This window comes from Gemmatimonadaceae bacterium (assembly GCA_019752115.1).
Taxonomy (GTDB): domain Bacteria; phylum Gemmatimonadota; class Gemmatimonadetes; order Gemmatimonadales; family Gemmatimonadaceae; genus Gemmatimonas.
Window position 1 is genome coordinate 26,436 of sequence record JAIEMN010000077.1, and the last position, 17,701, is coordinate 44,136.

At 67.0% G+C, this 17,701-nt stretch carries 19 protein-coding genes; 5 read left to right on the forward strand and 14 right to left on the reverse strand.

Going from position 1 to position 17,701, the window contains the following annotated elements:
* Positions 1-14 precede the first annotated feature (14 nt).
* Positions 15-449, reverse strand: coding sequence for a hypothetical protein (locus K2R93_21670; GenBank protein MBY0492459.1), 435 nt, complete (start codon positions 447-449; stop codon positions 15-17).
* Between the two features lie 176 nt (positions 450-625).
* On the opposite strand from K2R93_21670, the gene K2R93_21675 reads away from it, so the two are divergent.
* A complete protein-coding gene (locus tag K2R93_21675) occupies positions 626-1,960 on the forward strand; it encodes an alpha/beta hydrolase (GenBank protein ID MBY0492460.1) in 1,335 nt (444 codons plus the stop codon).
* A gap of 36 nt (positions 1,961-1,996) precedes the next feature.
* Here K2R93_21675 and K2R93_21680 read toward each other — a convergent pair whose 3' ends face one another.
* The 3 genes from K2R93_21680 to K2R93_21690 form a co-directional block, all read right to left on the reverse strand.
* Positions 1,997-3,082 carry a class A beta-lactamase-related serine hydrolase gene (locus K2R93_21680; protein ID MBY0492461.1) on the reverse strand — a complete coding sequence of 362 codons (1,086 nt, stop codon included), beginning with the start codon at positions 3,080-3,082 and terminating at the stop codon, positions 1,997-1,999.
* A 115-nt stretch (positions 3,083-3,197) separates the two neighbouring features.
* Positions 3,198-3,764 carry a nuclear transport factor 2 family protein gene (locus K2R93_21685; GenBank protein MBY0492462.1) on the reverse strand — a complete coding sequence of 189 codons (567 nt, stop codon included), beginning with the start codon at positions 3,762-3,764 and terminating at the stop codon, positions 3,198-3,200.
* A gap of 129 nt (positions 3,765-3,893) precedes the next feature.
* The gene (locus tag K2R93_21690; GenBank protein ID MBY0492463.1) at positions 3,894-4,577 is read right to left on the reverse strand and encodes an alkylmercury lyase family protein; all 684 of its coding nucleotides are present in this window, start codon (positions 4,575-4,577) and stop codon (positions 3,894-3,896) included.
* Positions 4,578-4,725: 148 nt separating this feature from the next.
* Between K2R93_21690 and K2R93_21695 the strand changes: the two genes are divergently transcribed.
* Complete coding sequence (locus K2R93_21695) at positions 4,726-5,373, forward strand: PAS domain-containing protein (GenBank protein MBY0492464.1); 648 nt, start codon at positions 4,726-4,728, stop codon at positions 5,371-5,373.
* On the opposite strand, the gene K2R93_21700 is transcribed toward K2R93_21695, so the two are convergent.
* The gene (locus K2R93_21700) at positions 5,315-6,436 is read right to left on the reverse strand and encodes an amidohydrolase family protein (GenBank protein MBY0492465.1); all 1,122 of its coding nucleotides are present in this window, start codon (positions 6,434-6,436) and stop codon (positions 5,315-5,317) included. The two genes, K2R93_21695 and K2R93_21700, sit on opposite strands and share 59 nt — an antisense overlap.
* A gap of 114 nt (positions 6,437-6,550) precedes the next feature.
* On the opposite strand from K2R93_21700, the gene K2R93_21705 reads away from it, so the two are divergent.
* Positions 6,551-7,258, forward strand: coding sequence for a hypothetical protein (locus K2R93_21705; protein ID MBY0492466.1), 708 nt, complete (start codon positions 6,551-6,553; stop codon positions 7,256-7,258).
* Between the two features lie 54 nt (positions 7,259-7,312).
* On the opposite strand, the gene K2R93_21710 is transcribed toward K2R93_21705, so the two are convergent.
* On the reverse strand, positions 7,313-8,428 hold the full coding sequence (locus tag K2R93_21710; protein MBY0492467.1) for a beta-lactamase family protein: 1,116 nt from the start codon (positions 8,426-8,428) through the stop codon (positions 7,313-7,315).
* 321 nt (positions 8,429-8,749) lie between these two features.
* Between K2R93_21710 and K2R93_21715 the strand changes: the two genes are divergently transcribed.
* The gene (locus tag K2R93_21715) at positions 8,750-10,036 is read left to right on the forward strand and encodes a hypothetical protein (protein MBY0492468.1); all 1,287 of its coding nucleotides are present in this window, start codon (positions 8,750-8,752) and stop codon (positions 10,034-10,036) included.
* 48 nt (positions 10,037-10,084) lie between these two features.
* Here the strand turns inward: K2R93_21715 and K2R93_21720 are convergent, their stop codons facing one another.
* The 6 genes from K2R93_21720 to K2R93_21745 form a co-directional block, all read right to left on the reverse strand.
* Positions 10,085-10,906 carry a hypothetical protein gene (locus K2R93_21720; GenBank protein ID MBY0492469.1) on the reverse strand — a complete coding sequence of 274 codons (822 nt, stop codon included), beginning with the start codon at positions 10,904-10,906 and terminating at the stop codon, positions 10,085-10,087.
* 186 nt (positions 10,907-11,092) lie between these two features.
* Positions 11,093-11,635, reverse strand: a complete 543-nt coding sequence (locus K2R93_21725) for a hypothetical protein (GenBank protein MBY0492470.1) — start codon at positions 11,633-11,635, stop codon at positions 11,093-11,095.
* Between the two features lie 78 nt (positions 11,636-11,713).
* A complete protein-coding gene (locus K2R93_21730; protein MBY0492471.1) occupies positions 11,714-13,258 on the reverse strand; it encodes an amidase in 1,545 nt (514 codons plus the stop codon).
* 92 nt (positions 13,259-13,350) lie between these two features.
* Positions 13,351-13,509, reverse strand: coding sequence for a hypothetical protein (locus tag K2R93_21735; GenBank protein MBY0492472.1), 159 nt, complete (start codon positions 13,507-13,509; stop codon positions 13,351-13,353).
* Positions 13,510-13,736: 227 nt separating this feature from the next.
* Positions 13,737-14,498, reverse strand: coding sequence for an ABC transporter ATP-binding protein (locus tag K2R93_21740; protein MBY0492473.1), 762 nt, complete (start codon positions 14,496-14,498; stop codon positions 13,737-13,739).
* Positions 14,495-15,484, reverse strand: coding sequence for a hypothetical protein (locus K2R93_21745; GenBank protein ID MBY0492474.1), 990 nt, complete (start codon positions 15,482-15,484; stop codon positions 14,495-14,497). Before K2R93_21745 ends, K2R93_21740 begins: the two co-directional genes overlap by 4 nt.
* A gap of 370 nt (positions 15,485-15,854) precedes the next feature.
* On the opposite strand from K2R93_21745, the gene K2R93_21750 reads away from it, so the two are divergent.
* Positions 15,855-17,030: an IS481 family transposase gene (locus tag K2R93_21750; protein ID MBY0492475.1), complete on the forward strand. Its 1,176-nt coding sequence runs from the start codon at positions 15,855-15,857 to the stop codon at positions 17,028-17,030.
* A gap of 40 nt (positions 17,031-17,070) precedes the next feature.
* Here the strand turns inward: K2R93_21750 and K2R93_21755 are convergent, their stop codons facing one another.
* Positions 17,071-17,370, reverse strand: coding sequence for a HigA family addiction module antidote protein (locus K2R93_21755; GenBank protein ID MBY0492476.1), 300 nt, complete (start codon positions 17,368-17,370; stop codon positions 17,071-17,073).
* 8 nt (positions 17,371-17,378) lie between these two features.
* Positions 17,379-17,660 (reverse strand): type II toxin-antitoxin system RelE/ParE family toxin, encoded by a 282-nt coding sequence (locus tag K2R93_21760; GenBank protein MBY0492477.1) that lies wholly within the window; start codon positions 17,658-17,660, stop codon positions 17,379-17,381.
* Between the last annotated feature and the right edge of the window lie 41 nt (positions 17,661-17,701).

Consider the following 17,701-nt stretch of genomic DNA (forward strand, 5'->3'; position numbering starts at 1 on the left):
CGTGAAGAGACGGCTCATCGGCGCGCCGACGGCACGCCCAGGATACGGCGTGCCCGCCATGCGCCACGCGCGACGCCGGCGGCCATGACCGCCATGACGAGCGCCAGTGCGCGATGCAGCGGCTCCGGCGACGATCTCCAGCCAACGACGACCCCGGCGATGACGAGCGCGCAGCCGAGCACGATCCCGACCCGCTGGATGCGGAGCAATCGCGGGAGCGGCCCGTAGGCGTAGCCCGCGTTGGTGCCTTCGCTCCAGTGACGCGGCAACCACACGGGCAGCCCGAGCATGGCAAAACCCGCCAGCATACCGGCCGCATTGAGTAGCTGATCGAGGGCGCCACGGGCCAGCCATGCCTCGACTGCCGCGGCCGCGTAGATACCGCACGCCACGAGCAGCCCCCACTTCTGGATCATGCGATCCGACTCATGCAGTACCGGTTCTGCCATTATTGCCTCGCCAGGTCAAGGAGCGTTCCCGTGGAGCTTGCAGCGCGGCGCTGCGCTTGGCTAGCGGGTGGGGGGAACTGCCGCGAAGGGGCACGAAGGGGACCGCGAAGGGCACGAAGCACCACCCGCGTGGAGGAACGGTGGCGATCGGTCGCGCTCCGCACCAACGTTGCAGCATGACGACGACCACACCCTCGGAGCCCGATCGCTCGGCACGCCACACGCCCCGCCTTGCCCGGCATGCGGCGGTCTGGGCCGCGCTGTACGTCGCGTGGCTGTTGGCGACGCGCGACTTCCATCCGACGTGGGCGGTGGCGCTGAGTGCGACCGCCGTGCTCGTGGGGGCGTCGGCCGTGGCGGTGTACGGGACCACATGGGGGGCAACGCGAACGCGCCAACGCGGTCTCCTCGCCAGCGTCGCGCTGATCGTCGGGATGCTGGTGGCCGCCGACCTGCTCTGCGTATCGCTCATTCAGGCGCTCTACGACGGGCTCTGGCATCCGGATCCGCGGCGGTTCGGCTTCTGGTTCAACATGGCCTCCGACGGCGCGATCATCACGCTGCACGTGCTGCTCGCGGCAGCGCTCCGGCGGCTCACCCGTCGCCACACGGCCACGCTCTCCTGTCTGACGCTGTTCGGTGGCACGCCCCTCGCCACGCCGGCGCTGTCGCACGCACAGCCCTTCCTGCGCCCGGCCGATGTGAACGCGCTGCCGAGCAAGGCACCGGACGCCGTCATTGCCTACGGCACCGACTCGCTCCAGTTTGGCGAACTCCGCCTGCCCTCGGGCACGGGTCCCTTTGCGGTGGCCATCGTGATTCACGGCGGCTGCTGGGTGCACGACTACGCGGCGGCGAAGAACGCGGCGGCGTTGAGCGACGCGTTGCGCGATGCGGGCGTGGCGACATGGAACGTGGAGTACCGCCGGCGCGACAACCCCGGCGGCGGCTGGCCCGGCACCATCACGGACGTCGGCGCGGCGGCCGACTCACTGCGCGCGATCGCGCGCCGGTACCCGCTCGATCTTACGCACGTCGTTGCCGTCGGCCATTCGGCCGGGGGCCAACTCGCGCTCTGGCTCGCGGCCCGCAAACAGCTGCCGGCCTCGTCGGCGCTGCACGCCCCGGCCCCGCTCCCGCTCACCGGCGTCGTCGCGCTGGGCGGTCCGGGCGATCTCGTGGACTTCAACCGCTATGGCGACGCCGCCTGCGGTGAGGGCACCATCCCCAAGCTGCTCGGCGGGACCGCCGAGCAGGTGCCCGATCGCTGGCGCGACGCGTCGCCGGTGAACTGGCTGCCCCTCGGCGTGCCACAGGTGATGCTCGCCGGCGAGTCCGACCGCATCATGCCACGCGCGAATCTCGAGGCGTATGCGGCCAAAGCGCGCGCGGCGGGTGATCGGGTGGACGTGGTCGTAGTGCCCAAGGCGGCGCACCACGAGGTGATGTCACCGCAGGCCGTGACCTGGCCGGCGGTGCGCGAGGCGGTGTTGCGGCTCGTCGGGCGGTAGCGGCTCGAGCCGAGTGGACGTCAACACCAAGCAGTATCACCGCGACGGCGGCGACACAGCCCGGTCGAAATAATCCACAATTGCGCGCGCCGTGCGCCCGATGCGGTCTTCGGCTTCGCCCATGGGCCCCGTGACGCCGTTCGTGAAGAACGAGAGCACAAGGGTGCCCTTGGGCGTGTACACGAGGCCGACATCATTGGCGATCACCTGGCTGTCTCCGGTCTTGTGGCCCACCGGCACACTCAGGAAGTGGGGAATGCGGCGCGCTCCCAGCTGCTGCCGTAGCAGGAGCACCTTCATGCGCTCGCTACTCGACGCCGAGGCGAGCGTTCCCCGCTCAATCCCTTCGAGCAGGCGCCCCGTCTCGCGCGGCGTCATGGCCCCAAGCCAGTAGGCCCGGTCGGCAATGGTGATCTCATTGCGCAACGCCCGCAGCCGCTTCCGCGCGTCGGGGTCCCGCATCATGGCCACCCAGGCGGCGCGCTCCCCCACGAACAGCGAGGCATACTGGGCAAAGAGCGGGTTGTCGGTCTCGGCGTACTCCAGCCCCGTCGTTTCCTCGGCCGTGAGGTTGGCGAACATCGGATGGAAGGCCGCGAGCACGCGACGGCGATAGCGGTAGCCCGGGCCGATCACCTCTGTATTTGTAAAGCCCGACGCCTTGAGCCAGGTATTCAGGCTGTCCACCCCACCCACAAGCGACACCAGCATGTCGGTGGCGGTGTTGTCGCTCGTGATGATCATCTCGAGCAGGAGATCGTGCACGGTGGGCTGCAGCCCCGGCGTGTGAAACTGAAAGACGCCCGAACCCGGCCGGATGTCGGCACGCCGGATCTCCTTGCGCGCGTCGAGATCGAGCGTGCCCTGATCGGCCAACTGAAACGCCCGGACCATGACGGCGAGCTTGATGACGCTCGCGCTATTGAACGCCTGATCGGCGTTCACCATGGCCTCCTCGCCGGTGCGCAGATTCTTCACGTAGACGCCGGCTCGCGCGGGGTACGTGGCGAGGTCGCGTTCGAGCAGCCGGGTCAGCTCACTGGCGGGTGCCTGCGCGACGCTGCGGGCGGCGGTGGTCAGCAGCAGGGCAAACGCGGCGAGGAATCGATGCGGAAGCGTCACGAGGAGTCGGTGGGCGAGGAGGACGGATCGAGCCCCACACCGTGGGGCATGCGCCGCAATGTGTGGCCGGTGACGCGCGTCCGCGAGGCGCGGCAACCCAGGCTCGGTCGCGGCGCTACGGCCTGCCCGTCGCGGGGTGGTCCACGCCCGTGCGATCGTCCGTTGACGGCCGAGGGATCGGGTGATGATCCAGACTCAACACCCGCGCGAGCCGCCACACGCCGTCATCCAGGCGCCACACATGAACGAACCGCGTGAGGGTGCTGGTGCTGGCGCCGCGTTCATCAAAGCGGTGAACGCCCATCTGTACGGCGCCGACGCCCTTGATCGGATAGACGCGCAGGCTGCCGGGGATCAGGGTCCGCGTGACACCGTGGCCTCGCGGACAGGAGGCCGTGAGCCGTCGCGTATCCTCGCGTACCTGCTCGCCCACCGCGAGCCCCGTCTGATCGTGATAGAACTCCACGTCGTCGGTGAAGATCGCGTTGGCTTTCTTCGCATCGCACGAAACAAACGACGCGTCGAACAGCACGCTGTCCATGCGGGCGAGCGCGTCGAACATCGGGCCCGCGGTGAGCCCGTTCGCGGTATCCGCCACCGTTTGGGCGGCGCCCGCGGTGGGGCGCAGGAGCAGACTCAGCCCCATGAGCAGGCCGGAGAGCAGCGGACGCGTCAGGCGCATGGTATGGAGGCGATATGAAGGCGATATGAAGGCGACGACATGGACGAGACGACCATCCCATGCGCGTACTACCGGGCGACGTCGCCCGAGAGTTTCACGGCGCCCGGACGCGCCCTCGCTCGCCTCGGCTCAGAATCGCTCCGTCGAAGCCGGAAGCGCCCACGTGGAACCGGTCAGGCCAAAGCGCGCGAACAGCGCACGCGCCTCCTCGGTCGTCCACTTCGTCCACGCCGGGTCGAGATGGCGTCCATACCACGCCTGCGCGAACGCCCACACCGTGGAGAGCGGCTGGACATCGCCGCGCGGGATGCCATGCCGCGTGCACCAGCGATCGACAGCGTCGGGCGTCTCGAACACGAGCATGGTACTGCAGGTGTAGGTGACGTTGTCCCACGCCTGCATCATGGGAATCGGGAAGTGCACGTAATGGTCGGGCGGAATCACCGCGCCCTGCTCGATCCGCAGCGTGACCGGGGCGGCCTCGCCGCCCAGCCGCGTGCTGATCGTGGCGTCGGCCCCCAGCAACGCGACAATCCCCAGTGAACACCAGGCACAGTTGCCCCACCACCCCTTGCCGCCGCTCTCCACCCAGAAGAGGGTGGGCGCGGCGGAGAACGGGTGCATCGCCCAGATCTCCCCACTCATGGGATGCAGCACCACGCCGTGGTAGTCGGCGAGCGCCCGCAGCGCATCGGCGACGATCGCCGCATCGAGCGCGAACTGCTGGCTGAGCTCCGCAATGGAGGGCGCCCGGCCGTGCTCGATGAAGTGTCGACCGATCGCGGCGTGCAGGGGGCCATGAGTCAGGGTCATGCGCGTGACATCCACCTCAGGGGGTTCGCACTCCATTCGCGTCCGGGCAACCGGCGCGTATACTTGCTCTATCCACGTCGAACGGCTGATCCCGGGTTGGCTCCGGTCACTGGACGATAGCATAACGTACTGCGCAGTGAGGTATCGCATGCGCCTGTCGCATGAAGCGGCCCTGCAGGAGCTCGACCGCAACCGGCAACAGCTCCTGCTCCTCCAGAATATCCTGGAGAGCCCGCACGGCGTGATCTTCTTCTCGCTGGACCGTGCGTACCGCTATACCTCGTTCGCCCGGGCGCACGCGCAGACGATGCAGCACATCTGGGGCGCGACCATCGACATCGGGACGTGCATGTTGGACGTCATCCGTGACGACGCCGACCGGCAGAAAGCGAAGACGAACTTCGACGCCGCACTGGCCGGCGAGAACCTACTCCTGGAAGAGGAGTACGGCGACGCGGAATTACAACGCACGTACTGGGAGAACCGCTACTCTCCGCTGTACGACGGCACGGGGCACATCACCGGCCTGACCGTGTTCGTCACCGACATCACGGAGCGACGTCAGGCGGCCGAACGACTGGCGCAGACACAGGAGGAGCTGCGGGCGAGCCTGGAGACGCAGCTCAAGCAACTCCGGGGCATCATCCCAATCTGCAGCTACTGCAAGAAGATTCGCGCCGACGATCACAGCTGGGAGCGCCTCGAGGAATACATCTCGGCGCACTCCGACGCGCTGTTCAGTCACGGGATCTGCCCGACGTGCGTGGAGAACCTGGACGAGCTGCTGGAAGAGTGACGCGCCCGTGATGCTGCGCGATCACCGCCGGTGAAAGCCGGAGAAATCGCGCCGCATTGTTGTACAGGATGTCGCGCTTCTGCTGCACGCTCAGAAACGGGGCGGCCTCGATCGAGCGCACCCCCGCATCAATGAGGCCGGGCCACACCATCTGGTCCGAGCCAAACATGATCCGGTCGCCGTAGCCGGCCTCGACCAACTCCCGCAGAAAACGATAGAACGCCGGCCGCGCCTCGACGTTGACGGCCATACTGAGTTCTACGTAGACCTGCGGATGCGTGAACAGCAACGCCTGCAGATCCTCACGCAGCGGATAGCCCGCGTGCATGACGTAGAGTCGCAGCTTGGGGTGCCGCACGAGCACCTCTTCCAGTGTCAGTGCGCTCTGGAGGCGGGCCCGAAACGCCGGGGAGCCGGTGTACGGCTCCGCCGGGCCGCCACCCCCCACGTGAATCCCGACCGGAATGTCGCGAGCCTCGGCGAAGGCCCAGTACGGCTCGAGACGTGGATCATCGGGTGCGATCCCCGCGTACTGGTTCATCACCTCGGCCAGCACCGTGAACGCGCCAGCGTCGTAGAGCGCGCGCACCGTGTCGATCGGCAGGAGCCGCGGCGTGACGCCCTCAGCGGTCGCCGCACGGGCCGCACCGGTCGCGGCGTCGAAACGGAGATCGAGCCCGGCGATGAACCGCCCGGGCGCGGCGCGCTGCCACGCCGCTACAAGCTCCGGTGTGCCGCCCAGCACGCCGATGACGTTGAAGCGGGTCATGCTGGCGAGCGTCGCGCGCAGGAGCGCGGAATCCGTGGCCGGGGATACGATAGGCGAGGCGCAGGGCGCGGGCGCCGTGGTATCGCTGCCGAACGGCGCGCGTGGATCCCATCGCGGCATCCGCGTGACCGGCGCGCAAAGCGGCAGCCCCGTCGCGCCATAGTGGGCCGCCTCACGCGCATGCATGTGCATGTCGAGCACCGGCAGCCGACGCTGCGCAGCGATGGAGCGGCTGCTGGCGCCGAACGCCAGCCCAAGGGCCATGAAGTAGCGACCAAACGCCCGTCTCTGCATATGGATCCTCAGTGGTGCTACGAAGGGTTGCATCGGCGGTCCCTGCAACGCCTTGTGAAAGCAAGGCCGACACCGGAAGATACGCATGGAGCACCTCCCCCATCTCGAGGCCCCATGGAACGACTGCTGCAGCGGAACGTCGGGTTCTTCTTTCTCGTGGTGCTCGGCTTCACCGTGCTTGGCTTCTTTCCAAGCTATTTCAGTCGATTTCCAGCGTTTACGGGGTACGACTGGGCCTTCCATGTGCACGCCGCGATCGGGCTGACCTGGATTGGCATGCTGATCGCGCAAGCCTTTCTGATTCGCGCCAAGCGGTTCCGCACGCATCGCGCGCTGGGGAAGGCGTCGTACGTGGTGATGCCCCTGCTCCTGGCGTCGTTCTTTCTGATGGCGCGTGCGCAGTACCACAAGAATCTGCTCGTCCATCATCTCAGCGAGACGGATGCGCTGGCGGTGCTCAGTCGCACCGGTCTCCCGGATGTGGTCTACATCGGGATCCTGTATGCGCTGGGCATCGCGTACCGTCGCCGGCCGGACTGGCACATGCGGTTCTTCACCGGCATTGGCCTGATCATGCTGGGGCCTGGGCTCGGGCGATTCGCCTTGGCGAATCTGCCGCCGCAGATCGCGGGGGCGGTGCTGGGGCTGACGTTCCTTGTGCTGCCTCTGGTGTGGCTGGTGTTCGACCTGCGCCAGAAGAAATCGCCCATTCCCCTCCTGACGTATCTCGGCATGGCCTTGTGCGCCGCCACGATGCAGGGCCAGGGCCAGTCGGCCTGGTGGCAAGCCGTGGCGGGCTTCGTGGCGGCGAAAGCGTTCTGAGAGAGCCGGTCACGCGCCGCCACGCGCCCCCGCACGAAGCGGTGGACGCAGCTCCTACCGATCCGCCGTCACCAGCTTCAGCACCGCACCCATCACGGCGTTCGCCTGCCGGAACTCCCCCTGGTCCGTGATGGCGATCGCGATCGTCACCCCGGCGTCCGGGAAGACCATCGCGGTCGTTCCCCAGAAGCCGCTGTGGCCACGCCCGGTGAGGCCGCCCGCGGTGGAGCCGAAGAGGCCCATGCCGTACCCGTTCATCTCCGGGCTTCGCGGGCGATTCATGGTCTCGAGGGTCTCGCGCTTGTCGAACACCTCGCCGCCCAGCAGCGCCGTGAGGTAATGCGCGAGATCGGCCATCGGCGCCACGATGCCGCCGCCACCGAAGAGGTCAAAGGACGGGTCGACACCATACGCGTCGAGCCCGCCGAGATACTGGTGCGCGCGGTCCGGTTCCCCGCGCGGGGCCGGCTCCAGCCGCTCCCACCAGGTGTGCTTGAGCCCAAGCTTGTCGAAGCGTACGAGCGACCGCACCGCGGGCCCGAGGGGCTTTCCGGTATACCGCTCCACGATCATCCCGAGGAGCACGTAGCCGTCGTCGGAATAGCGGAACTGCGCCCCCGGCGGCCCCACCGGCGCCAGGCTGTCCACGAGCCACTGCAGCTGCTCGCGCGGCGTCCAGTGATGCTGTGGATCGGTGCGTAGCATGGTCAGGAAGCTGCGCACGGACGGGTGCTCACTGAATCCCGCCCGGTGGTTCAGCACCTGCTCGATGGTGATGACGTCGGTCGCATAGCCATCGCCGCGGAGGAGCGAGTCGATGGCCGGCGGCAGATGTTTGGCCAGCGGATCGCTCAGCGCGAGCTTCCCCATCTCCACGAGCCGCAGCACCGCGGCGGCGGTGTAGGTCTTGGTGTTGCTCGCCAGGCGCACCGGTTGATCAGGAGAAAGTTTGATCTTGCGCGCCGTATCTGAGAGTCCCGCGGCCACACTCCAGCGCTTGCCCGTAGCCGGCTGTTCCACCGCGATGATGAGCCCCGGCATGCGCGGCCGCGCGGCGACGACGCTGTCGGCGAGCCGCTGCAAGCGGGTCTGCACGGAATCCGCCGCGGCGCGGGCGGGCGAGGGCGAGGCTACGGCGAACAGCGACGCCAGCAGAAGGCAATGGAGCATCGGGAGTACGATCGGTTGCGCGTGGAGAATCGCCCGAAGGTGGGGGGCTTGCGGCGGAGGCGAGATGGGATCGAAATCTGCATACCTACGCTCGCGGTGGCGACCCGCGCTGCCCACCGCCCCGGAGCTGGTATCCGCTTCGCGCGACGCCGAACGCCTCTGCTTGCCGGGCGCGGTGATCAAGCGCATACTGCTCTCGCCGTCGCTCCGCTCTTCGCGACCCGTGCAATGGAATTCTTGCCATGTGGAGGTAGCCCGATGCACACGCTTCGGTCCGCAATGTTGGCGTTGCTCCTGATGGGGTGCAGCGCAAAAGCACCCGTGTCCGCCCCCACGCCCACGCCCACGCCCACGCCGCAGCTCACGGCCGTGCTGTCGGCCGAGCGCGTCGGCGGTGGCCTCCCGCTCGCAACCGATACCTCGGCACGAGCGCGAGCGATTCGTGAGTCCCAGCGGGTGGCGATGGACGCGTCGGCGCGCGTCCGCACGTTGCGCGTGACGCCGGCTCGCATCACGCTGGCCGTTGGCGAAGCCGTCCCGTTCAACCGCATACAGGTCACGGCACTGGATTCCGCGGGCCGTCCGGTGGCTGGCTTTGTCCCCAGCTTCAGTCTGCAGGACAACGCGATGGCGACGTTGCGCGGTGGAGTGATCACGGCACTCGAGCCCGGGATCACCAGCCTGCGGATCGCTCCGGTGAACTTCGCCGCACCGCCGGCGGGACCCACCGCCCGGTCCGCGGTCGCCGCGTCCGTCATCCTCGACATCTCGGCGCCCTCACTCCGCACCACGATCACCCGCCCCCCGGTTGGCATCGACTCGATGGTCCCCACGGAACTGGTGCGCCACCTCCTCGGCGGCGCCAGGCTCGCGGTTGGACAGCCGATCTCGGTACTCGACTCGAACGTGCTCCGTGGCGGGTACGTGCACGGATCCCGGTATGGTCAGGGTACGGAGACCTCGATCGTGTCCTTTCCGTGGACGCGGCTCGCCACGCTGGACACCCTCCGTCGGCGCTTCGACGTCGCCGGTTGGGCGACACCACCCGCGCCTCCCGTTGTCTCGCGACCGGGCTTTCAGAGCAGTGGGTTCACCGGGTCAGCCACGCCCAACCCGATGTACTGTCGCAACCGGGACCTGCTCATGGTGAGCGTCACCGAGGCTCGCGGAACGGAAACCGTCGTCTCGCTCACGCATCAACCGGGACCGCGCCCCATCTGCGATCCGGACGCGATGCGCGCGCCCACGGACCGCAGCGGCAGTGCCGCGATGAACCTGATCCCCGCCCTTGCTCCCATGCCCGGCGCGAATACCACCGGCGGCGGATCCGGGGGAGGCATTGATGAGGCGTATGCCGATGCCCGCATCATGACCGATCTTCCGGTCACCGACATCGCCGAGCACTATCGCCGCCAGCTGCTGGCGGCGGGATGGACGGACGCCGAACGCACGAAGACGGCGAGCGTGGCGGTGACCACCTTCACGCTTCGTGATTCAACCGCTCGGCGATGGAGCGGCGTACTGACGGTGATCGGGAATCCCCCGTCGAACCGCGTGAGTGTGCGCCTGGCCCTGCAACTGGTGCCGGACGCCCAGCGCAGACACTGAGCACCGGCGGCGCGAGCGACGGAACGGCGTGCGCGGCACGATTTGCACTCACGCACTCTCGGCGGCGGACATCAGCTCGCGATTAGGCCGCCGTGGTTGACTCACCCGCCACGCCAGCGCGAGCAGCGCTCCAAAGACGGTGAATCCCAGCACGAAACCTGTCGCACGCCCCGGGGAGGCGACCAGGGCGGTCATGGCCTTCGTCTGATCGGCCTGGGCCACCAGGAATTGGACGTAGCCGTCGGCCAGAAAGAACACACTGGTGAGGAGCCACGGCCACCCGGTTCGCCAACGCCTCAGGAAGAACAGCAGGCCGACGACGGCGCCCACGATCGCGCTCATCTGTCCCGCCTCCGCAAATCGGGGTGGCGTTCCCGGTCCCTCGGCCCGAAACCCCGGGACGTAGCTGATCAGGGTGAAGAACAACGCGATCGCCATGAACATCAAGGCGGTGCTGAGCAGCAGTGCCCCGTGCACCTGACGATTCCGCCGCAGCACGAAGGCGAGCAGCATGAGCAGCGCGACTTCCAGGGTGAACGCGACATTCTGCACCACGAGTGTGTCGGCGCGTCCGACGATCGCGTCCTTGGCGGCTGAATGCACGGTCAGGAGCGACACGCTGGCCACGACGATCGGTCCCGCCACGAAGATCGACGTGCCGATGACCCGATGCCGGCGAAAGTTCCGCTGACGCAGCAAGACGAGTTGACCGAGCAACAGCAGAAGCCAGGCCACACTGGTCACGATGTGCAGGGACTGGTACGGGTCTGGCCACGACTGATCGCCGGTCAACAGGCTGGAGAACCCGACTAGGCTAAGCGCGATAACCAGTACGACAAAGGCGATCTCCAGCGCATACGTCTGCCTCATGCGCCCCTCTCCATGCTCGGCGTGCGCCACACCAACAGCGGCGCCCGCGCGCCGACCGAGTCGGCGACGGGACGCGCGGACGTCCGAATATGGCATCGATTCCGCCCCGTTGCCGCTGCAGTGCATCCAATGGCCGCACCGGTGGCGCCTGGATCGAACGCCGCCGCGACTCGTGATATGCGGGGATTACCAGCCCGTGCGAATCCCCGTGTCCATCGCGTGACTGAACACGCGGACGGTCCGCCCGACCGCCGAGAACGAGGCGATCTCCGCCCAGCGAGGGCCGCGGCCTCGCACGTCGAGTTGCCCCCATCCGAGCGATAGCAGATAGAGCTCGCCATGCGCCATGTCGAAGGGGAGAATCCGTCGGTCGTCACCTGACGCATTCCCGGGAATGCGATAGAGATGCAGCCCGTGTTCACGATGGAAGGCCACCGCCACGGTCGGCTGCGCGGACGTCGTAGTCAGCTCAACCTTCCACTTCGGATTGGTGTACCCGGCGGGGAGCAGCGGCTGCGCGACCCACCCGGCGATCGCCCGCAGCGCGATCAGCGAAGCCGCGCTCAATACGAACGCGCGTGCCATGAGACGCGCGCCGAATGCGCGCCGCGCCGGCAGCAGCGGCTCGGCGTGTGGCGCCAGAGGCTGGCGCGCGCCGGGAAACGCGGAGGGCGAACGCGTTGGCCGAGCGTCAACGCGATGCAGGAAGGGATCGGAGGTGGCGGTCATGGAGATCTTCAAATTGGAGAATGCATCAAGCGGCCATCGGCAGGACGCTCCCATCCTCATGGCCAATCTGCGCTCGCGTTACGCGTCCAGCGCGGGGTGACGCGCCGGCCGTGCGAGCGCACGTTCGCAGGCGTACGCGATCCGCAACTGGACCGCCTCGGTGTAGCGCTCGCCCGCAAATTGCACGCCCGTGGGCAGGCCATCGGCGTCGAAACCCGTGGGGAGACACACGCTCGGCGTGCCGGCCAGGTTCATCGGCGCCGCCAGCGAGTCGATGGCGCGCAGCGGCGGCGAGTAGGAGCCGATGTAGGTGGCCAGCACCGCCGCTAACGTGTCGGTACCACCATAGAACACCTCGGGCTGAATGGATGCCCCGAAGCGCCCACCGGGCGCCAGCACCGTATCGACGCTGCGCAGCGCGCGGCGGAAGGCGCGGCTGAACTCAGCGCGCTCGCGCTGGGCCTTCTCATAGTCAGCCTGACTGACCTTCTGGCCGGCGTCGAGAAAGTCGCGGAAGTACGCGCCGTACTGCTCGCGCGTTGCCGGATACAGACGGGCGTGGATCCGGACCGCTTCATACTGCATGATCGGCCACAGCTGCGCCGAGATCCCCGCCATGTCGGGCAGCTGCATCGGGACGATCGTCGCCCCCAAGTCGCGCAGGAGGTCGCGCACCTGCCCTGCCGCCGTGATCTGCGCGGGCTCAATGCCGGACAACAGATACGTCTCGTCGATACCCACCCGAACCCCCTTCAGTGACGGCGCGCCCCGCAGCGCAGCCACACTCGTGCTCGCGCGCGCCCCACGGGTCGTCGCGTCGAGCGGATCGGCTCCGGCGATGGCGTCGAAGATGTGCGCCACGTCGAGCACGCAACGGGCCATCGGCCCCACGTGATCCAATGAGTGCGACAGGCCCCATACCCCATGTCGGCTCACCTGTCCGAAGGTCGGCTTGAGGCCAACGATTCCATTCTGACAGGACGGCCAGCGGATCGACCCGCCGGTATCCGTCCCGATGCTGCCGAAGCAGAGCCCCGCTGCGACGGCGACGCCCGAGCCACTCGAGGAACCACCCGGCCAGCGGTCGGCGACCCAGGGATTGATCGGGACCGGATAGGTTCGGGCATAGCCCGTCATGGCCCCTTCACACAGGTTCGCCTTGCCGACGATGACCGCGCCCGTGCGCCGCAACCGGGCCACCACGGTCGCGTCCACGGTGGGCACGCGGTTCGCAAACTGCGCCAGCCCCGCCGTCGTTCGGACGCCCTTGGTATCACACAAGTCCTTCACGCTGATCGGAATGCCCTGCAGCGCGCTCCGTATGCGTCCGGCGCGAAACTCAGCATCCGCCCGTCGCGCTTCGGCCATCGCCGACTCGGGCATCAGGGTGAGATACGCGTGCAAGCGACCATCGAGCCGCTCGATACGGCTCAGCTGTTGCTCCAACAGCTGCACGGCGGTGAGCTCGCCTCGCCGCAACGCCTGCGCCACGTCATCCAGCGTACGGTAGAGGAGCCCGTCGTCCGCATCCGCAGCACCGCGAGGCAGCGCCGCGGCGCTCGTCGGCACCCATGGCAACGTGGCGCACGCGAGCAAGGCGGCGAGGGCCTCCCGTCGATCCATCGCGCCTGCCGCCCCTGCTACCGCTGACCGCTTCGATGCATCCATGCGACCGCACTCTCCAGGAAGGTGGGAAGACACACAGCGTTGCCGAACTACGCCAGGCTATCGATGCGATGCAGCGACGGACGCCGCCGCCGCCACGTGAAGAGCCCCGCCATCACCGCGCACGCGAGGAGTCCGAGACCGTACAGATTGGCGAGTCCAAGCAGCCACGTGGGAGGCGTTCGCTTCGCGGATGTGGACTCGGGCACGGTGCACTGGCTGGAATGGATTCGCCATCGCACTCACCGAGTATGCAGACCGGTCGCCCGCGGCGCGAGCGGACGCGAGACATGGCTCGGGCAACCCGCCGAACGACACGCCCGACGGCAGCACGTGCGCGGTAAACGCCGCGTACAAGCCTGCCGTCTTCGACGAGACTGTCAGCGGTCGCCCCGACGTCGGTCCGTAGTTCCGCCTTGACCGTCGGCAACCGGAGTCATTCGTCCTCTCCCCAAACGCGTCCAGGAACCGCCAGCGCGCTGTTGGCCCGCAGCAGTTCGATCGTTCGCTGTTCGAACGCCTGCGGATTCCTGGCGGCGGACCGAAGGAGCTCCTCGTCCAACGCCATGGCGACCTTGCCATCCGCGAGCACCAGCCCGGTATCGCACGCGCTCGCGAGTGTGCCAAGATCATGCAGCGCCGTCATCAGCGTGAGGCCGCCATCAACCATCACGCGCAGGGCGTGTCGTAGATCAAAACTGGCGACCGGATCGAGCCAATTGAATGGCTCGTCCAGTACCACGAACGCCGGGTCCCCCACAAAGGCGAGCATGATCGCAATGCGCTGCCGCGTCCCGGCCGAGCAGTCACCGATCCAGCGGTCAAGTAGGGCATCCAGTCCGAGGGCGGTACGCAGCGGAGCCATGCGCGGGGAGAAGTGGTCCACGCTTCCGCCGATCAGCTCCAGCAGCTCGCGCACCCGCAAGGCATCGGGTAGCGTGTCAGTCGGAGGCGCGAAACCGAATCGTGTTGCGCGTGCGGCTCGATCCATGCTCAGTTCATCGCCGTCAATGCGGCAGGACCCACCGGCAAATGGCAACCGGCCGGCGACGGCGCGCAGCAGGGTAGACTTGCCCGATCCGTTCGCCCCAATCAAGCCGAACCACGATCCCCGGCTCACGGCGAAACTGATGCCGTGAATGACCCGCACCCCGGAGCGCTCCACGGATACGGCATCAAGGTGAACGATCGGCGTCACGCGAGCATCCACGTCGTTGTCGCTGACCGCCGCAGCAACAGCCAGAGCATGGCGATCGCGACGAGGGGCGTCATGATGGGCAGAGAGAATGCGACCAATATCAGCAGCGCGACCAGGATCGAGACAAGCACATCAGCGGAGCGCTTGCCGTGAAGGCGATAGGCCAAGATGCGCATGGTCATGAGCAGCAAGGCCGCGATCGCGATCGCCGCGACAATGCCGGCCGCCATCACATCCACGGCCAGTGCGCACATGAGCGGAGCCAGTGCCACAAACAGCAGCGCGCCCCGCGCGTGTCGTGCAATGATCTGCCATGGACTCTGTCCCGCGATCGTCAAAAAGCGAACGAGTCCATGCTCAACGACGGTCAGCGCCAGGACCATGATGGCCGCCTGAAGGCCAGCAATGGCCCTGATGGCGATGGTGCCCACAACGCCTGCCAGAAGCCAGAGTGACAACGACAACGTTGCCGCACTGACCATTCCGGCTCGCGGATGCTGCACCCATGATCTGATCATCCGCCGGTATCGCAGCGCTTGCACGGCTCGTTCGGAGGGGCCGAAACCGAGTATCCCACCACCGACCAGGGCACCGGCCGCGTAGGCCGGCAGGCTCACGAGCATGAGGGAGGGACGGGCGACGAGCGTGACGACGGCCAGCACGAGCAACCCGACCGCGTGCCCAGCGATCAGGTAGCGTTGGCGCGTCGGCGCGCGCAACGCATCGGCGGCCAAGGCACCGTCACAGGCATGGAAAGCCAGGCGCACCGCGATCACTCGTCCCGCCGTGAGGCCGACTGCACCTCCGACGGCCAAAGCGGCCCACGACGCTTCGGTCCATGGGCGATGCGCGAGTGAGGTGCGCAGTCCGGCGACAAGCATGAGCAGGCCGATCACTGCGATCAGCTTGTCCTGCCACGGCGCCAATGTGGCGCGAATACTATTGACCACGATCCGGCGGTCATACGCGAACAGGCGGTCGCTCATAGCCTCGGTTGATCTGCTGAAATGGCGATCGGTCGGAGCGCGTCACACCACCGCGTGCCCGACCGCATTCGTCGCGACTCGCAACTGGCGAGGTGAAAATGGGCAACAGTGCAGCGCGGCGGAGTTCCTGATCTGCGAGAGTTAGGCGTGGACCAACTGATCAAACGGTTCAGACGGGCGGTCAGCGAACGCCAAGCTCTGCCGCGGAGCCTCATAACGATGCGACAGGTGAGCGCAGCGAACTAGTCGCTCACCTTGATCAGCCCCGTCGGCAGCAGCGACCCGTTAGCTCGCGTGGGTACAGTACAGGGACATGGTTCACACTTGTCCGGGGACATGGTTAACACTTTCCGAATCCCTTTTCGGAGTGATGACGATGCCTTGGCTGGAGACCAATCCCATGTTCGAGCGACATCACTTCGCGCAGGACCTCGCCAGCGGCCTGTGGACCATGACGGAACTGTGCGCCCGGTACGGGATCAGTCGCAACACCGGGTACAAATGGCGCGAGCGCTTCCTGGCCGCTGGCGTGGCGGGACTGAGTGAACACAGCCGTGCCCCGCTGAGCTCGCCCAGCGAGACGTCGGCCGACACCGTCGCGCTGATCCTCGCGGAGCACGCCCGATATGGATGGGGTGCTCGAAAGATCTTGAAGCGACTGCAGACCAAGGACCCGACCGCCGAGTGGCCGGCACGGAGCACGATCTTCGACATCTTGGCGAGAAACGGGTGTGTTCGACGCCGCCGCTCGCGCACGCATTGGAAGCACCCGGGTGCCGCGCCGTTGCAGACGTCGGCGCCCAATCAAGTGTGGACCATCGACTTCAAAGGACAGTTTCGGACCCGTGATGGCATCTATTGCTATCCGTTGACCATCGTCGATCACTTCAGTCGCTATGTGCTGTGTTGCCAGAGCTTTCCGGACGTGAAAGCGGACGGCGTGCGCCGCCAGCTGCGACAGCTCTTCCGTCGATTTGGACTCCCGGATGCAATCCGCAGTGACAACGGGGCACCGTTCGCTTCGAATGGCATTCACGGATTGAATCGCCTCAACGCGTGGTGGCTGCAACTCGGGATCGTGCATCAACGGATAACGCCAGCAAGTCCGCAAGAGAACGGCGCCCATGAACGCATGCATCGAGTACTGAAGGCGCAAGCCGCGAAGCCCGCGGCCGCGAATGCCAATCTGCAACAGCGGGTGTTCAATGCGTTCGTGCAGACGTACAACGAGATCAGGCCGCATGAAGCCCTCAACGACGAGACGCCGGCCTCGCGCTGGCATCCCTCGACCCGCCCCTTTCCCAGGCGCGTCACCCCGCCCACATATCCCGGCCACTTCGAAGTACGGCGCGTCAGCAGCGCCGGCACCTTCCGCTTGCACAACGGCCAACAGTTCCTCAGTCAGGCGCTCAACGACGAAATGATCGGCCTGGAAGAGATCGACGATGGCATTTGGAACGTGCTCTACTACCAAACCCTGCTCGGTCGATTCGACGAGCGCACACGCACCATTACCGGCGCGCCGTCACTCAAGAAAGACTGTTAACCATGTCCCCGGACAAAGTGTCACCTATCTTCCCGGCTGTTCAGTGCTGCAGTGGCTGCACTTCCTCTTCGAGACGCGCGCCAAGCAGGTCCCGTTGCGTCTCGAGATCGAAGCGCGCCTGTAGGTTGAGCCAGAACCGATCGCTCGTTCCGAAGTAGCGCGCCAAGCGCAGGGCCGTGTCCGCCGTGATGCCACGCTTCCCGAGCACGATCTCATTGATGCGTCGCGCCGGCACACTCATGTCTTGGGCGAGCCGGTACTGCGAGAGCCCGAACGCTTCCAGAAAGTCGGCCTGGAGGATCTCGCCCGGGTGAATCGGCGCCAGCTTCTTTGTGGCCATGGCTCCTCCTAGTGGTAGTCCACGATCGCGACGTCCAGCGCGTTCCCGCTCTCCCAGCGAAAGCAAAGGCGCCACTGATCGTTAATACGAATGCTGTGCTGACCCGCCCGATCGGCTCGGAGCTTCTCCAGCCGATTTCCGGGTGGCACGCGCAGATCCTCCAGCCGTTCCGCCGCGTCGAGGAGCACGAGTTTGCGCAGCATGAGCCGGTGCAGCTCGGGCGGTAGACTACGGGGCCGCCCACGCCGGAAGAGGCGCTCCGTAGCCGGGTCGGCGAACGAGGTGATCACGGGAGAATGTTAACGCATTCCGTTAATATCGGCAAGCGTTA